Annotated in this window: 14 protein-coding genes; 3 read left to right on the plus strand and 11 right to left on the minus strand. The window is 38.8% G+C overall.

The features are described from left to right. Window positions 1-141 precede the first annotated feature (141 nt). The 11 genes from BMS_RS09415 to BMS_RS09465 all read right to left on the minus strand — a co-directional run bounded on the left by BMS_RS09415 (window position 142) and on the right by BMS_RS09465 (window position 12937). Window positions 142-459, minus strand: coding sequence for a hypothetical protein (locus tag BMS_RS09415; protein WP_014244582.1), 318 nt, complete (start codon window positions 457-459; stop codon window positions 142-144). Further along, a complete protein-coding gene (locus BMS_RS09420; protein WP_014244583.1) occupies window positions 456-815 on the minus strand; it encodes a hypothetical protein in 360 nt (119 codons plus the stop codon). The genes BMS_RS09415 and BMS_RS09420 overlap by 4 nt, the downstream gene beginning before the upstream one ends. A 54-nt stretch (window positions 816-869) precedes the next feature. Further along, window positions 870-1679: an enoyl-CoA hydratase-related protein gene (locus BMS_RS09425; protein WP_014244584.1), complete on the minus strand. Its 810-nt coding sequence runs from the start codon at window positions 1677-1679 to the stop codon at window positions 870-872. 1 nt (window position 1680) lies between these two features. Beyond that, window positions 1681-2601 carry a hydroxymethylglutaryl-CoA lyase gene (locus tag BMS_RS09430; RefSeq protein WP_014244585.1) on the minus strand — a complete coding sequence of 307 codons (921 nt, stop codon included), beginning with the start codon at window positions 2599-2601 and terminating at the stop codon, window positions 1681-1683. Window positions 2602-2610: 9 nt separating this feature from the next. Beyond that, a complete protein-coding gene (locus tag BMS_RS16955) occupies window positions 2611-3081 on the minus strand; it encodes a biotin/lipoyl-containing protein (protein ID WP_052590641.1) in 471 nt (156 codons plus the stop codon). Then, window positions 3078-4571 carry an acetyl-CoA carboxylase biotin carboxylase subunit gene (locus BMS_RS09440; protein WP_044557471.1) on the minus strand — a complete coding sequence of 498 codons (1494 nt, stop codon included), beginning with the start codon at window positions 4569-4571 and terminating at the stop codon, window positions 3078-3080. The genes BMS_RS16955 and BMS_RS09440 overlap by 4 nt, the downstream gene beginning before the upstream one ends. Then, window positions 4571-5368 carry an enoyl-CoA hydratase-related protein gene (locus BMS_RS09445; RefSeq protein ID WP_014244586.1) on the minus strand — a complete coding sequence of 266 codons (798 nt, stop codon included), beginning with the start codon at window positions 5366-5368 and terminating at the stop codon, window positions 4571-4573. Before BMS_RS09445 ends, BMS_RS09440 begins: the two co-directional genes overlap by 1 nt. A gap of 10 nt (window positions 5369-5378) precedes the next feature. Then, window positions 5379-7001 carry a carboxyl transferase domain-containing protein gene (locus BMS_RS09450; RefSeq protein WP_014244587.1) on the minus strand — a complete coding sequence of 541 codons (1623 nt, stop codon included), beginning with the start codon at window positions 6999-7001 and terminating at the stop codon, window positions 5379-5381. Between the two features lie 115 nt (window positions 7002-7116). Then, window positions 7117-8148, minus strand: coding sequence for a hypothetical protein (locus BMS_RS09455; RefSeq protein WP_014244588.1), 1032 nt, complete (start codon window positions 8146-8148; stop codon window positions 7117-7119). Window positions 8149-8188: 40 nt separating this feature from the next. Then, window positions 8189-9508, minus strand: a complete 1320-nt coding sequence (locus BMS_RS09460) for an MBL fold metallo-hydrolase (protein WP_014244589.1) — start codon at window positions 9506-9508, stop codon at window positions 8189-8191. A gap of 3 nt (window positions 9509-9511) precedes the next feature. Beyond that, complete coding sequence (locus BMS_RS09465) at window positions 9512-12937, minus strand: thiamine pyrophosphate-dependent enzyme (RefSeq protein WP_014244590.1); 3426 nt, start codon at window positions 12935-12937, stop codon at window positions 9512-9514. A 234-nt stretch (window positions 12938-13171) separates the two neighbouring features. Between BMS_RS09465 and hppD the strand changes: the two genes are divergently transcribed. The 3 genes from hppD to BMS_RS09480 are packed head-to-tail and all read left to right on the plus strand — an operon-like array spanning window position 13172 to window position 15831. Beyond that, entirely contained in the window at window positions 13172-14263 is a 1092-nt protein-coding gene (gene hppD / locus BMS_RS09470; RefSeq protein ID WP_014244591.1) for a 4-hydroxyphenylpyruvate dioxygenase, read from the plus strand. Then, window positions 14263-15042 carry an enoyl-CoA hydratase-related protein gene (locus BMS_RS09475; RefSeq protein WP_014244592.1) on the plus strand — a complete coding sequence of 260 codons (780 nt, stop codon included), beginning with the start codon at window positions 14263-14265 and terminating at the stop codon, window positions 15040-15042. Before hppD ends, BMS_RS09475 begins: the two co-directional genes overlap by 1 nt. After that, window positions 15043-15831 carry an enoyl-CoA hydratase-related protein gene (locus tag BMS_RS09480; protein ID WP_014244593.1) on the plus strand — a complete coding sequence of 263 codons (789 nt, stop codon included), beginning with the start codon at window positions 15043-15045 and terminating at the stop codon, window positions 15829-15831. It begins immediately after the preceding gene. Window positions 15832-15835 lie beyond the last annotated feature (4 nt).

The raw sequence follows: 15835 nt of genomic DNA on the forward strand, positions 1-15835 counted from the left end.
ATGAATAATACTTATTGAAACAACAAAATAAATATATTTTAAAATGATTTATATCTGGTTTAACATGTTGAGAAAAATCATAAAAAAATGGCCATCCTTGGCCATTTCGCTAAAAGCTAAAAGCTCCCTTCCTTGGGATCTTTAATTTTCTGTATAATTAATTGTAATAGTCTTCATCTCAACGAAGGGTAAAATACTTATCAGAGAGTCAATAGGTCCGCTCTTAAAAGTATAATTTACATTTTTTACTTTCTTGCAATCAATCTCTTTATTTCTAAAAATAGATTGCAACTCTCTTGAGTTATCATCTCCGAATGAGATGATAGTAGTTTCAAAACTTTTATAATCATCAACGTGAGGAATAACCATCCCTGTAGCGTAGCACCCCTTAGGATTGAGAGTTAATGAATGTGAGCAACTCGCAAAAAGAAGAAGACTAAAAATTAAAAGAGCTTTCATTCTTTTACCCCGTAGCCTTTAATCTCATAGCGAACAGGCTTATAAAGACCAAGTGTTACATATGTCCAAAAGACATCCATGAACTCTTGATATTCTCGAATTTCAATTCGCGCCGCTGAAATAAGTCCATCATTTTGGAGTTCATTATCTACATCTACAGTATGCTGTGGTGGTACGAGTCCCCAAAGGTAGAATCTTCGCACGCCACTATGAGACGCCTTTCTTGAGTGGTGTTTCTTAGGTGCAAAATATGTTGGGATATTTTCACTAGAAGTATATTTAATTTGAGAACATGAACTTAAAAAAAGAATGAGCGAAAAGAAAAAAAGTTTTAAAGTTCCGTACATAGATTCCAAAGAAGTAGATTATAATCTATTGTTTATTTAAAAAACTTCTCTGTCAACTTAAGCCTACTTACCAGTGAACTTCGCTTCTCTCTTTTCTTTAAATGCACTAATCCCTTCAAAGTGATCAGCGGTTCTTTGAGATATTCCCTGCATGGTACTTAATAATTCTAATTGATCATTAAGTGAAGATGTCCTACCTGACTTAAGGGCCATCTTTGTTAGAGAAAGAGCAATAGGTGCATTACTAGCGATCTTATTTGCTAAACTAAGAGTAAAATCTAGCAAAGTATCGTGAGAGACTTGATAATTAGACAATCCCATCTCTTTGACTTGTTCTCCACTGTAGATATCTCCAGTTAAAAACATCTCCATGGCCTTAGTGTAGCCAATGACTCTTTGTAAGAAGAAAGTTCCTCCGTCACCAGGAACTAGAGATAGTTTAGAAAATGTCTCAGCAAACTTCGCTCTCTCACTACTTACTCTTAGATCACACATCATAGCAAGATCGCAACCAGCACCAATGGCAGCGCCACCAACCATTGCAATAATAGGAGTTTTTAAACTCTCAATGGCCCTAGGGATCCTTTGAATTCCTCTATTATATCTGCGTCTAAGTTCATTAGACTCACCTGCAAACATTCCACTCTTACTTTCCATGGCCTTTATATCACCACCGGCGCAGAAGAATTTCCCTGCCCCTGTAAGAATAATACAGCGAATTTCATCATCTTCGTCGGCATGAGCTAAGACTGTCTCAATAGAGTCAATCATTGAGTCAGTGATGGCGTTTGCCATAGATTCATTATCAAGAGTTAGAATTAAAACACTCTCTCTCTTCTCAACGAGTAAATCAGAAAATTCTTTATTGTACATATTATTTTCCAGACGCAAGATAAGCTGTTAAATATTTTGAAGAGCTTTCTTTACCAAGTGCTTCGAGAATATATTTCGAGGCGTGGGCCATTTTTTCTAAATCAACACCTGTTGAAACACCCATGCTCTCTAACATATATACCACATCCTCAGTGGCGACATTCCCAGTGGCCCCTTTGGCATATGGACAACCACCAAGACCAGCAGCAGAGCTATCAAAATTTGTTGCTCCCATCTCAAGTGAAGCTAAAATATTGGCAAGCGCTAGCCCGCGAGTATCATGAAAATGCATTGCCAGCTCATTGGCACTATGAGTTTTAAAAACTCTGGATAGAATATTTTTCACTTGAAGAGGATTGGCAACACCAATTGTATCTCCAAGTGAAATTTCGTAGCAGCCCATATCTTTTAGAGCAGAAAGTATGTCCATTAATGAATCGACAGATGTCTCTCCTTCATAAGGACAACCAAAAACAGTAGAGATATAACCACGAATTTTAATTCCATTGTCAGTGGCCAGTTTTGCAACAGGCCTAAACCTCTCCAGAGACTCTTCAATAGTGGCATTAATATTTCTTTGATTGAATGTATTAGAAGTAGCGGTAAAGATGGCAACTTCTTTTACTCCATTATCAATGGCAAGTTCCATCCCCTTTGTATTAGGAACAAGACATGGGAGATTTAACTTATTGTAATAGTCTCTCTCTTTAATAGTCTTAAAGAGCTCTTTAGCGTCACCCATTTGTGGAATCTTATCGGCGCGAACAAAACTCGTCACCTCTATGGTTTCAAGACCTGTAAGAGCGAGACGATCTATAAACTCAACCTTAGTAGATAAATCTAGAACTTTAGCTTCGTTTTGGAGTCCGTCACGGGGACCAACTTCAATTATTCTCGCACTCTTTGGTAAAGTATTAAACATCAGGATTTCCTAGCTATCAAGATCCACTAAATCAACACCGCCGCCACATTGCTGACCTTCACTAAAGTGAATAGCACTAATAACACCGTCACTATTGGCCTTAATTGTATGCTCCATCTTCATGGCCTCCATTACAATGAGAGAATCACCCTCTTTAACAGAGTCACCAACGCTAACAAGAACTTTTAGAATCTTCCCAGGCATTGGTGATTGCATATGACCAGAGCCTGAGCTTCCATTTTTGGAGCGACTTCTTTGAACAGATTCAATCTGTATTTCTCTACCATTAGCGATAAAGAACTTAGAATAATTTGAAACTTTCGAATTAACTTCTCCAGAGACATAAGAAGAGAACTCTCCAGTGCGCTTCGTATTTAAAGAATATTTCTTTCCAGCATAAATGAATTCGGCCTGTCCATCTCTATTCTTTAGAAGCTCTATTTCAACTTTTTGTGAGTTTATAATAAGTTCTTTTTTCATATATTTCTAAATCCTTGTAATGTATTCCAAGATTGTCCATTTAGATTTTCGTCTTTAATTGCTGACGAGTTTAAAAATGTTGCAATAGCAGCAGCGATTTCATCATCCGTCGGCTCTTTAGGAGCAAGAAGCTCGCTATATGTTTCAATAAAGTGAGTAAATGTGTCACCCTCTCTAAATGGTTCAGTAGCAACAATTCTCTTTAAGTAGTCGCGATTTGTTTTAACACCAAGAAAAGTCACTTCATCTAATGAGTGAAGAGTCTTACTAATGGCACTATCTCTATCCACTCCCCAACAAATAAGCTTGGCCAGCATCGGATCAAAGTCGATCGTCACTTCATTACCATCGACGTAACCACTATCAAGACGAACGTCATTAAGAGTCGGTGACCCCACATGGCCAATCTTTCCAATAGCTGGCATAAAGTTATTATCTGGATCTTCAGAGTAAATTCGAACTTCAATAGCGTGACCAGTTTGAGAAATTTCCTCTTGCTTCATTGGTAGAGAAAGCCCTGCCGCAACAAGAATTTGCAGTCTTACTAAATCACTCTTTGTCACCATCTCTGTAATAGGATGCTCAACCTGAAGTCTTGTATTCATCTCTAGGAAATAGAAATTACCATCGGCGTCCATAATGAACTCAACAGTACCAGCGCCCTTATAGTTAATCCCAGAAGAAATTGCTACCGCAGTTTCACAAATAGACTTTCTTAAAGTTTCATCTAAAGCAGTACTTGGAGTCTCTTCGACAACTTTCTGATGTCTTCTTTGAATAGAGCACTCTCTTTCAAAGAAGTGAAGATGATTACCATGAGTATCACTCATAACTTGAACTTCAATATGTCTTGGGTTTTGAATAAATTTTTCAATGAGTACAATATCGTCACCAAAGGCATTCAAGGCCTCTCTCTTCGCTGAAGCGAGAGATTCAGAAAATTCGTCTTCCTTCCATACGACACGCATTCCCTTTCCACCACCACCGGCAGAGGCCTTAACGAGAACAGGAAACCCGATTTCAATGGCCGCATTCTTAAGCGTTGCCTCACTCTGATCTTCTCCGTGGTAACCAGGAATGAGAGGAATATTTATTTTTTCCATTTCTATTTTAGAAGTCTTCTTATCGCCCATTATCTCCATACTCTCAGGAGTAGGACCGATGAAGATAAGACCTGCATCTGTAACTTTCTTTGCAAAAGTTGCATTCTCAGAAAGAAATCCATAACCAGGATGGATCGCCTTAGCTCCACTAACCTTGGCAATTTCAATTATTTTCTCGTGGTTGAGGTAAGTCTCGCTCAGAGCTCCCATGCCAAGAGAAAAACTCTCATCACTTAAATATGAATGTGGATAAGTCTTTTCAGATTCTGTGTAAATAGTAACTGACTTAATACCCATCTCTCTACAAGTCTTCATTACTCTAAGAGCAATTTCACCTCGATTGGCGATAAGAATCTTATCAATCTTCTTCGTAATTTCTGAAATCATTATTTTTCCTTCTTCCAATTAGGTCTTCTCTTCTCAAGCAGAGCATTCATTCCCTCTTGCCCTTCAGCACTCACACGTCTCTTGGCAATTGTTTCACAAGTATACTTAGACTTTTGCTCATAACTAGCACTTGAGAGTTCACAAACGTTTCTTATCAATTCCTTCGCCACTCTCTGCGCTCCGGGAGCGGGCTTAAGAAATTTCTTAACTAACTCCTCACAGTCATTGTGAAAATGTCTATCTAAACTAACTTGATGAACGAGTCCTAATTCCATAGCTCTCTTAGCATCAAAACGCTCTCCAGTAAGAAAAGTCGCTCTTGCATTTGACTCTCCCATCTTGGCAATAACAAATGGTGAAATCACAGCTGGAACTAAACCAAGCATCACCTCAGTCAATCCAAAGAGTGCAGACTCACTCGCAAGGACATAATCGCATACGGCGACTAGGCCAACACCACCACCTAGGGCAGCTCCGTTAACTTTGCCAATCACAGGCTTAGAACAAGTATTAATAATATGAAAGAGATCAGAAAGGGCCTGACTGTCTTTGATATTTTCTTCTTCAGAGTAATTGATCATCGACTTCATCCAATTGAGATCAGCTCCTGCACAGAAAGACTTCCCCGCACCAGTAAGCACTACAACTTGAACTGAGTCGTCAGTTGAGATCTCTTTGAACTTTTGACTAAGGAGCTCAATCAACTCGTCGTTAAAAGCGTTGTGGATCTCTCCTCTATTGAGAGTTAGCGTCGCAACTCCTCTTTCATCACATTCGTATAGGTACAATTCGCTCACTACTCGCTCCCTACATTCTAAAGACGCCAAATTTACTTTCGGCAATCGGAGTATTTAGAGAAGAGCTAATGGCCAGACCAAGAATATCTCTTGTGTGGGCAGGATCAATAATCCCATCATCCCATAGCCTCGCTGTAGAATAGTATGCACTTCCCTCTTTTTCATATTTATCTAAGATTGGTTTTTCAAACTCAGCAACTTCAGATGCGCTCATAGGAGACTTCCCACGCGCTCTAAGAGCATCTTGTCTAACAGTTGAGAGAACACCTGCGGCCTGCTCTCCACCCATGACCGATATCCTTGCGTTTGGCCACATCCATAAGAACCTAGGTTGGTAGGCCCTTCCACACATTCCATAATTTCCGGCCCCAAAAGAGCCACCGATAATAACTGTAAACTTTGGAACTTCTACAGTTGATACGGCCGTCACCATCTTTGCACCATGCTTGGCGATACCTTCACTTTCATACTTCTTACCAACCATAAAGCCAGTGATATTTTGTAGGAAAACGAGAGGAATTTTTCTCTGTCCACAAAGTTCGATAAAGTGTGCACCTTTTTGAGCACTCTCCGAAAAGAGAATACCGTTATTGGCAACGATTCCTACTTTATGACCGTGAATGCGAGCAAAGCCAGTTACAAGAGTTGTTCCATACTTCTCTTTAAATTCATGAAATTCAGAAGAGTCTACAATTCTAGCAATCACCTCTCTAATATCAAAAGGCTTCTTAGTATCGTGAGGAAGAAGTCCATAGATTTCTTCCATATTATATTTAGGTGCTTCATAGGCTTCGATCTTCTTTTGACCTGCTAGCTCACCTAGTGAAGTATAATTTAAATTCTCTACAATATTTCGAGTGATGATAAGTGCTTCTTCTTCATCTTCTGCGTAGTGATCGGCAACACCAGATTCATGGGTGTGAACATACGCTCCCCCAAGATCTTCGGCGCTAACTTCTTCTCCAGTGGCGGCCTTAACAAGTGGTGGCCCTCCGAGGAAAATCGTACCATTGCCTTTTACGATAACAGACTCATCGGCCATTGCTGGAACATAGGCTCCACCAGCAGTACAAGAACCGAGAACAACAGCAATTTGCGGTATTCCCTTTGATGACATTTGGGCCTGATTATAAAAGATTCTTCCAAAGTGATCTCTATCTGGAAAAACTTCATCTTGCATTGGCAGGAAAGCTCCACCTGAGTCCACTAAGTAGATACACGGAAGTCTATTTTCAAGAGCAATCTCCTGAGCTCTCAAATGCTTTTTCACTGTCATCGGAAAGTATGTTCCACCTTTAACAGTGGCGTCGTTGGCGACAAACATACACTCTACACCGTGAACACGTCCGATCCCACAAACAACACCAGCACTTGGAACATCAGTTTCATACATTCCATTGGCCGCAAGAGACGATAATTCAACAAAGGCAGATCCCTCGTCTAAAATACGCTCAATTCTCTCACGAGGAAGAAGCTTTCCTCTTTCGTGATGACGGCTCACATATTTTTCACCTCCGCCTAATTTCACGCGATCGATGAGCTCTCTAAATTCACCGCGAAGCTTAAGGTGGTATTCTCTATTTTCTTTGAAGTCGACACTATTAACGTCAATTTGGGAGTTAAGTACATCCATCTTTGAATCCTAATTTATGATAAAAAAGTCTTATCATTTTAATAAGATATATAGGATTGTGACAAGGCGATGAGGGTCAATGACCCTGAGCGCATTAGGCGATTATCCCAAAATTCTATAAATTTAATAGATTTTGACAGTAATTGGCACTGGTTGCGATAAATTGACGATCAAATTTCACCCTATTCTTCACTGAATATTGCACAAGGCCAAAGAGATATTTAGAGTAAACATCTACCCATGGAGACTCGGCCTTAACTGTGTATGGGTTAAATTTCTTCTTTAATTTTGCCGCCGGCAAGTAGTATTTAGAAAGGGCTTCAATAAGTGGAACTTCAAACCATAGATCTTTTGCTAAATCTTTATCTTTAATCTTAGAGCAATTCTCTAAGAAGACTTTTGAGAAGTTTTCTTTATTGGTCTTACCTTGGCTAATGATGAGAGAGTGAATAAGCATTTGTGTTAAGAATTCCTCATCAATTAATTTTGCGTGCTTAATAGGGTTCATTCTTAGAATGACTCTTCCCGCTTGAAAATCGATAGAAGGCCTATCTGTCTGCGGCCACCACACAAGCTTAATTCGTCCTCCAACAATTCTATTGGTTGGAAGATCAAAGAAGCGATCTAGCTTCTTTATATTATTTGTAACTTTAGATTTCTTTAAAATACTTTCTAAGCGCTTTGCCTCTTGAGCAAGGAGACTACTCTCCCTAACAATAGTTGATATATTCTTCTTAAAGTGCTTATAAATCTTTACGAGGGTTTTAATATCTTCAACTTCAATTAATTTCTTCTTCTTTAAAGTAAGCAGGGAGCGATCGAGAGTTTTATAGCTTGCAAAAGTTCTAGATAGAATATCGGCAGAGAGAGAGACTTCGGAAAAAATACTCCCTTGTGCCTTTGGATAGGCCTTGTGATACTTCTCTCTTAAGGCCTTATAAATCTCTAGCATTTCCTTATCGGCACTAGAGAGAGAGAACTTCTCTTCATAGTACGTTCTATATTCTTTGGGTGTGCCTTCTCTCCACTGGGAGATTCCATCCACTAATTGAAAGACATCAAATGATTCTGAGTAATCAACAAAGTTTCCGCGGGCATTGATTGAAAAAGAACAAAGAAGTAAGAGCGAAAGAAATAGAGTCTTCAAGATTAACCATCCATAGTTTAAGTCATTTCTTCTATTATACCTAAAGTTTAAGTTTTTTTAAATGTGCCTCTATTGTTTTCATCGCATATTTATGGAGTCTAACGTCTAGCCCCTCATAGACTATCTCTAGAATTTCTTGATTCGTTTTACCTAAACTCTTAAGCTCTGCAATTTCTTTCTCGCGCATTTGTCTATGAGCGAGAGTTTTACTCAACTTATGCACTCCACCTATGGCAATCCCGTGAGAAGGGATGATAAATTTTGGGTCTAAATCAATCACTCTATTCAAAGAGTCGTAGTACTTTGCCATGTCCCCTTCTGGAGCTCCTATGACAACCGTTCCAACTGTCTGAATGAGATCTCCAACTAAGAACCAATTTAGAGTCTTAGGGGCAAGGGCAAGTTGTCCCTCATCATGACCAGGAACTTCGTAAATATAAACCTCACTTCCACAAGACTGTGTAAGAAGGTCACCCTCTTTATAAATTTTAATCTCTACATCTTTGAAATAATCTTCACCATGCTTATTGCGTATTCTCTCTAAAGTATCTCTACTTAGTCCAATAGTGACATTGAAATGCGTCGCTATCTCTGTGGCAAACTCGTGGTGATCCGGGTGATGGTGAGTGATAAAGAGCTCATCTACGCTGAACTTTGAGAGATGATTAATTAATTTAGCTAACTCTTCTCTATCTCTAGGAGAGGGATCAATGAGCACACTATGTTCATCGCCAATCAGAAAGCAATTAGTTCTATTGGCAGGAGGAAAGGTATGAGAGAGAGGGAGAAATTGTTTAACTCCATATATACTCTCAATCATCGGCACTTCTTTTGCTGGATTATGATCTAGAGATAGATCCAGTACTTCAGAGAAATTAATATCTCTTGCGAGATTTTGAAAAAGCTTCACTGTTGGAGGAACTGCTAAAATCTCGGCCCTTTTATAGCTATTTAATATATCTAAGGCCTTTGTCCATGAAGAACACTTGGCCTCGCCGGCATCGACTTCAAACTCAACCTCTTCACTTAATTCTATGCGAATAAAATGAGTTTTAAAGCGGTAAGGGTTGAACTCTGGAGTAATCGCAACTCCAACCTCTTTTATAGAGAGAATCTTCTCTAAGCTTTTCTCTAAATCAAAGTTAAGCTCCTCAACAATTTCTCTTCTTAGAGCGAAGTAGAGCTCCTTTGAAAGAGCGTTAAAGAGCTCCGGTATAATACTTGAATTTTCTCGGTCTTCTTTATCTACTTTCCCACCTGGAAAAGCAGTGTATCCAGGGAAGGCCTTTAAATAATTCTGCCTCTGAATTGAGAAAACCTTATCTTCAAAAGTAAAAATTACACTTACAGAATCACGCATAACTTACACTGTTTCCAGTTTTTCACTGGCCTTCTTATAGCGGATTTCTCTATACCCTTTTATATTTTCAAGCTTCTTTAGATATGTGTAATTTAACTCATCAGCTTTAACCTTATTCATAAGAGATTTTCTAATATCTAAATTAATCTCTCTTTCTCGCTTATGCCAAGCAGGAAGAAGGAGTCTAAGAATACGAAGATGCCTCATCGTCTTTAGCATCCACGGTTTAGGGCTAATATCAAATTCTATTTTCTTACCTAAGACATCAAAGCCTGGTCGATTAATGAAGACCTTCTTAAACTTTCTACCGAGAGTTGAATAAGACTTTCGATCAATTTCTCTTTGCATAGGACTCATCATAAGATGAGCAACATAGACTTCATCTTTAACCCAATAGGTTCTGGCCAAAGTTCTAAGGGCCATTTCATGGAGATCTTCTGAAACATTTTCTTTAATTAGAAGAGCATCTTGAAGAAATTGTGCAACTTCGTGCCCACGATTAAAGATATAGAGATCGTGCAGATAATTAGCTAAGTAACTCTCTTTGATCTGAGGGAATATTTTCACCAAGCGCTTGAAGTTATTATTAAAGATTTCAATAAATGTATCTTTATTTTGCCATGGAAGAAATGATTCTTTGATACTCATTTCATAGAGAGCGAATTGATTATACTTTGATGTTGTTTTCTTAAAGTATTGATCTCTAACTGATTGATCACCGTTTAAGAAAACTTTTCTTCCCAGATTAAATGCGAGCCAATTCGTTTCGTACTCACCTTTTTTAATTGCACTCTTAAAGGCCTCTTGCATATTTTCTAAAGTAAAAGGAAGCCTTCCACTTTGAAATGCAATCCCAAGAATCATGGCCGAAGCATAAACACTCTTTCCAAGAATATCATTACAGAGCTCTTTCATAGATGCCAAGTATACTCTATCAGCGAGTTGCTCACGAAGTTTAGAGCGAAGTTGCTCCTCTGTAAGTGTCGCCGAAATCTCTCCATTATCGAGGAGAATAGAGAGAGGAATTTGAAATTTCTTATCGATAAGTGCGAGTCCCTCACTTCCTAAGAAGTGTAATTGTCCACTTGCATCTAATAAGTCTGGTGAAACCAGAAGGTCGGCACTATGAAGAGGAGTTACAGCTCCTTTTGAAAGTCCCTTCTTATATATTGAGAGGTGACCTGTCACATTTCCATTTCTTTGTGCCAGTCCCTTTTGATCCATAAACTTGAAGTCTAGATCGTCTCTTCCATTCATCGTTTTAGCTGCGTGAGAGAGTACTCTAGAAATAGTCGTAACACCTGAGCCACCGACTCCAGTAACAACCATTCTCCAATCTGCGCCGGAAGCAATATCTTCGAAGCTCTTCGTTACCTTTGGTAACTCAATATCCTCTGCACTTAAATTAATTGAAGTAGAGTTCTTATACTTCGTTGGGTGATAATCCAACACTTCAACTAATTCGAAACTAGGGCAGGCCTTTATTTTTGTACAATAACTATCGGCCACACATATCTGAGGATCAATAGAAACTTTAGTTCCATAAGCATCGTGAATTTGAGTCAGTCCAGGGCAGCCAGTATTTTCAACGCAGGCCCTACAGTCTTCACAAACAGATGTATTAATTTGATAGAATGATTTCTTCTCTACAGTCTCACCTTTTGCAGTAGACTTTCTTTCAATAGACTTCATTCTACCGTGATAAGTTAGACCACACTCTTTATTAGAGACAATGACCTTCACTCCTTTTTTATGAACATAATCGAGGAGTAAGTTCTTATAAAAATAGCGATCACTAGGATTTACTTCTATTGCATCACTAACGCCAAGACCTCTAACGACAGAGAGCATACTCTGTCTTGGTCTCTTTACACCTTCAACAGAAATTCCCGACGCGGGTGTCATCTGGTGACCAGTCATAGCAGTATTATCATTATCTAAAAGGATATAAGTAATATCGTGTCCAATCTGGAGTGAATTAGAGATATCAGTTAAACCTGAGTGAAAGAACGTTGAGTCCCCCATCAAAACAACTGATGGATTATCTGCGAATATATCAACTCCGGCCCCAAGTGCACCACCTTGCCCCATGGCCGAGAGATTGTGCATTTCTTTAAAAGGAGGAAGAAAGGAAAGTGAGTAACACCCGACATCTCCATGGGAGAGAAGATTTAGTCCCTCCTGATCTTTAAGGACACTTCTAAGATCCTTTAGTAGAGATAGAGTTTCTCTATGGGGACAGCCAGGACAAAATGTTGGAAGCCTTCTAGGTAGAGAGATTCCAAGATCTACACCACTAAGTTTTAAATCACTACAAAGGTTCAATTCAAGCATAGAGAGAAGCTCTTTTGTCTTATCTCTTACGATTTCAAAACTAAGTCCACCATGAGCAGGAAAACCTTCGCTCTCTTTAAATTTCTTACCAAATATTTCTAACTTAATTCCATGCTCTACACAGAATGATTTAATCTCATTTTCTAAGAATCCTCTCTTCTCTTCGACGATAACAAGCTTATCCAGTTCCTTGAGATACGGGAGAAGTTGTGCTGTATTAAGAGGATAAGAACAAGCTACTTTATAGAGACTGAAATGGTCTATAAGACTTCCCTCTTCCAGAACTTGCTTAAGTGTTTCATATATAACCCCAGTAGAGATAAATCCTACTTTAGATTCTTTCTTTCCAATAATTTGATCAAGGGAGAGCTCTGCTAAAACTTTTTCTACTTTAGGAAATCTCTCTTTAATCATAGAGACATCGGCAAGGAGAGAATTGGGTGGAACCATAACATTTTTTGAGAGATCAAATGTCGATGGGTCAAGAGTAACAATATCCTTATCCACCTCTTTAGGCTCACTTACTTCAACTCTTCCACCACCTTCTGCCATATAAGTCGTAAGCAGAAGTCCTTGATAGACAGAAGTTCTCTTAGAAATCTCTAGAGCAATCTTCATCCAATCTTTTAGTTCTTGTGGCGTAGAAGGCTCAAGAAAAGGAATATGTAGGTGCTTATAAAGGTAGCGTGAATCAGCTGGTGTAGATGTTGACATCGACCAAGGATCGTCCCCGACAACAATAACAACACCAGGGTAAATCTCTTCCCCTGTCTTGGGATCAATAGTCGTTGCCCCCGGATTAGCAAAATTTCCAACAGAAAGTGCATCAGATGCGACATGTAGACCCATAGACTTCATGGCCACTAAACAATCTTTTCCAGCCTGCTTACAACCTGAGGCCATGGCCGCAGCGTTAGCTTCAGAGTTAGCAATAGAGACTCGAATACCACGATTATGGAATTCGTCTTTTCTCTTGTAGAGAATATTAAAATAATCGGCCAAGGGAGAACCTGGGTAGCCAGTATAAAGATTGAAACCAGCTTCAAGGCCACCCTGCACAATGAGCTCATTGCCGTTTAATATTTCTATAGACATATAACATCCTAATCAAATCAATTTTTTTTGAGCATAGTATAAGGATATTAAGAAGGATTTGTCACTTTCTGTGTATTAGCATATGTGTCATTAACTGATATAAGTCATTAAAATAAGAAGTTTTCACAAGGATGTCGAAAAGTGCGTCATTTCACCTATACGCACCTTGAAACTCCATTATTTCTATACCAAAATAGGCCCTAAAAAATAACTGATAAAAAGAAGGGGCGCAAAGTGTCTAATAACAATCATTCAAAAATTAATGATAAGAACCCACTCGGAATCTTGGCCATCGATCACTTAGAATTTACTTGTGGAACTATTGAGACTCCAACCAAAGATTTATTTTATAAATTTGGTTTTTCTAAGACTTATGAGAATGAGGAGTTAAATGCCCAACTATTCTCACAAGGACAAGTTCGCTTTCTTCTCATATCTGACAATAATCCAACTTCACATAGTACTCAATACTTCAAGGATCATGGAGAAGGTGTTTCAAAAATCTCTTTTCTTGTAGAAGACTGCGCTCACGCTATTAAAACAGCAGTGGCCAGAGGTGCTGAGATGATTAGTGACGCCAAAACAGTAGAGTGCGACGAAGGTGTTTTCATCACAGCAACAATCAAAGGCTTTGGAGATGTTGTAAACGAATTCATTCAAAGACCAAACTCACACTTTAGACCTGGATTTAAGAAAATTGAAACCGATCCTAAGGCAAACCCACTAGCACATAGAGTTGCTAGAATTGATCACCTAACAAATAATGTTCCAAAGGGTGAAATGGAGAAGTGGGTACAATTCTATAAAGATATTTATGGAATGGTAGAGACAAGATACTTCGATATAAAAGGTGCTAAGACAGGTCTGAACTCAAAAGTTGTTCAATTAGAAAATAACGCTGTCATTATCCCTATCAATGAGCCAGAAGTTGAGAACGGAAAATCACAAATTCAAGAATTCCTAGACCTACACAAAGGCTCAGGCGTTCAACATATTGCTCTAACTTGTGGGAAAATTTTAAGTACAGTTCCAGAGTTAATAAAGAGAGATATCTCTTTTCTAGATATTCCAAGCTCATACTATGAAATGATTCCAGAGAGAGGAATTAAAGTTGAAGAAGATTTAAAAGATCTTGAAGATGCTAAGCTTCTCGTTGATGGTGATGCTGAGGGATACCTCATTCAAAACTTTACTCAGACTTACGTTGGTCCGCTATTTTTTGAATTTATTCAAAGAAAAAATAATGATGGCTTTGGTGAAGGTAACTTTCAGGCCCTCTTTGACGCTATTGAAAGAGATCAAGTAGCGAGAGGTTACTTAGACTAATGAGCGAATTACTAACGACACATCCATATAATAATGATCTAAGGGTTGCTCTTCTACAACTTAATCGCCCCAAAGTTCTCAATGCTCTCACGACAGATCTTCTTCAAGAGATCGTTGATGAGCTAAGAAGGCTAGACGATCTTCCAGAAGTAAGATGTATTATTCTCACAGGTAATGATAAGGCCTTTGCGGCGGGCGCAGACATTCTAAAGATGTCTCAGTCCAACCCTATCGAACAACTAACAGATAAGAGGATGAGGCTTTGGAAAGAGTTTGCTATGATTTCTAAACCAATTATTGCAGCAGTTAATGGCTTCGCTCTTGGTGGTGGTCATGAGCTTGCCATGGCCTGTGATTTTGTTATTGCAGGAGATAGCGCTAAATTTGGACAACCAGAAATTAATATAGGGACAACTCCAGGGGCAGGCGGGACTCAGAGATTAACTCGTGCTCTAGGTAAGAGTAAAGCGATGATGCTTGCTCTAACTGGTGAAATGCTCAGTGCTATGGACGCCTATGAGTGCAACCTCATTGCTAGAGTTGTTCCGGCCAAAACTCTATTACAAGAATGCTTTGAAGTGGCCAAGAAAATAGCTGACAAGTCACCTATAGCTGTAAAATTAACAAAAGATTCCATCAATAAATCACAGGAGCTCTCCCTTAGTGACGGGCTTGAGTATGAGAGAAGAAATTTCTATTTAAGTTTTGCCTCTGCTGATCAAAAAGAAGGAATGAGTGCTTTTTTAGAAAAGAGAGCACCAGAGTATAAAGGAAATTAAATGAGTGAATATACTTATATTAATTATGCCACTGAAGAGATGAGCGCAATTATTACAATAAACAGAGAAGAAGTTTATAATGCACTCAATGCTGACGCTAAATTAGAAATTGTTAAAGCTATTAGAGCGGCAAATAGAGACGAAAATATTAGATCAATCATCCTTACTGCTGCAGGAAAAGCCTTTTGCACAGGACAAGACTTAAATGATCGAAACGTACAGGCCGGTGAGAAAGCAGTCGATCTAGGTAATACTCTAGAAACTGAGTGGAACCCTCTCGTTATGGCAATTAGAGAATCTAAGAAAATTGTTATCGGTGCAATTAATGGCGTATGTGCAGGCGCAGGGCTTTCAGTGGCCTTGGCATGTGACTATATAATTGCCTCACCTGGTGTGAAGTTTATCTCAGGATTTTCTAAACTTGGACTTGCTCCAGATGCGGGCAGCTCATTTACATTTACAAGAGCACTAGGAGAAAAGAGAACACTAGATTTCTTTCTCTTTAATAACCCTCTTCTATCTGAAGAGCTGGCAAGTGCAGGCTTGATCAACAATGTCTCAACAACACTCTTAGAGAGCGCAAAAGAAGTGGCCCAAAATATTAATGCCATGGCACCAAATTGTGTTGAGCTTATTAAGAAGAATATTCAATTTGCAGCAGAGAGAACATTTAAAGAAAGTATTAATAACGAAATATATGCTCAGAGATTTCTCGGAAATTCACAAGACTACAAAGAAGGTCTTAGTGCATTTTTTGAAAAGAGAGCACCAAACTTTAAAGGAAACTAGGAAA

This window comes from Halobacteriovorax marinus SJ, from assembly GCF_000210915.2.
GTDB classification, from domain to species: Bacteria; Bdellovibrionota; Bacteriovoracia; order Bacteriovoracales; family Bacteriovoracaceae; genus Halobacteriovorax; species Halobacteriovorax marinus.